The organism is Sciscionella sediminilitoris (genome assembly GCF_000737195.2).
GTDB classification, from domain to species: Bacteria; Actinomycetota; Actinomycetes; order Mycobacteriales; family Pseudonocardiaceae; genus Sciscionella; species Sciscionella sediminilitoris.
In genome coordinates this window covers 1-1,419 of sequence record NZ_JALM01000166.1, presented here as the reverse complement: position 1 = coordinate 1,419, position 1,419 = coordinate 1, and the positions used below count along the sequence as shown (strand labels likewise).

General features: G+C 61.2%; 1 protein-coding gene. It reads right to left on the bottom strand.

Annotation, left to right across the window (positions count from 1 at the left end; translation table 11 throughout):
• Positions 1–48: 48 nt before the first annotated feature.
• Positions 49–1,308: an IS256 family transposase gene (locus tag AD72_RS34670; RefSeq protein WP_031470888.1), complete on the bottom strand. Its 1,260-nt coding sequence runs from the start codon at positions 1,306–1,308 to the stop codon at positions 49–51.
• Positions 1,309–1,419: the final 111 nt, after the last annotated feature.

Below are 1,419 nucleotides of genomic sequence, written 5' to 3'. Positions count from 1 at the left end.
GAAAAGTGCGACAGAGCCAGATGAACGGTGGATCTGACCTTGGTGGTTTTAGTTGGTGGTCGGGTCCAGGCGTCCGGGGAAGGTGATCGCGAACGCGTTCAACGGCGCTTTCCAGCGCATTATCCATCGTGCTCGGCCGCGTCCAGTGGGGTCAAGGGATCGGGTGACGAGGTAGAGGCACTTGAGCGCCGCGGCGTCGGAGGGGAAATGACCGCGGGCCTTGATCGCTCGCCGGTAGCGGGCGTTGATGGACTCGATCGCGTTCGTCGTACAGATAACCTTGCGGATCTCGACGTCGTACTCGAGGAACGGCACGAACTCGGCCCAGGCGTTGCGCCACAGCGCCACGATCGCCGGGTACTTGTCCTGCCATTGTGTCGCGAACTCGTCGAACCGGTCGGTGGCCGCTTGCTCCGACGGTGCCGTGTAGATCGGTTTCAGCCCTCGCACGATCGCATCCCGGTGTTGGCGTCCGGCGTAGCGGAACGAGTTGCGGATCAGGTGGATCACGCATTGCTGCACGATGGTGTGTTCCCAGGTCGTGGTGATCGCTTCGGGTAAGCCCTTGAGTCCGTCGCAGACTGCGATCAGTACATCGGTTACACCACGGTTTTTGAGCTCGGAGAAGACCTGCAGCCAGAACCGTGCCCCTTCGCCACCGTCGTCGCCGGCCCAGATACCGAGGATGTCACGTTCACCGTTGGTGGTCACTCCGACGACGACATAGAAAGGTTTGTTCACGACCTGGCCGTCACGGACCTTGATCACCAGGGCATCGATGAAAAGCACTGGATAGACCGGATCGAGTGGCCGTGAGGACCATTCGGCCATCTGGTCGACGACTTTGTCGGTGATCTTCGAGATCGTGTCCTTGGAGACCTTGGCCCCATACACCTCGTCGAAGTGCGCGGCGACCTCGCCGGTGGTCAGCCCGCGGGCGGTCAACGACAGCACGATCTCGTCGATACCGTCCAACCGTCGCTGCCGCTTACGCACGATCTTCGGGTCGAACGAGGCGTCAGTGTCGCGGGGCACATCGATCTCGACCGGGCCGATCTCGGTCAGCACCGTCTTCGACCTAGTCCCGTTGCGGGAGTTCCCGTTGTTGCGACCCATCCGGTCATGGCGTTCGTAGCCGAGATGATCATCCATCTCGGCCTCCAGCGCGGTCTCCAGCACGTTCTTCGTCAGCCGGTTCAACAGCCCATCCGGGCCAACCAGATCGACGCCCTGTTCCTTGGCCTGCGCCAGAAGCTGCTCGGCCAACTGCTGCTGATCGATGCTCTCTCCGCTCACGGGATCGATCATCTCCTCCGAACCAGCCACAGGCTCAATCGGATCAGTCGTGGTCATCGGTCACATCCTCTCGATCAGACCAAGACCAGATCCACCGTTATTCAGGCTCTGTCGCACTTTTCG

Coding starts and splice junctions, on each gene's coding strand:
- AD72_RS34670 (WP_031470888.1), bottom strand. CDS start 1,308: ATGATCGATCCCGTGAGCGGAGAGAGCATCGATCAGCAGCAGTTGGCC.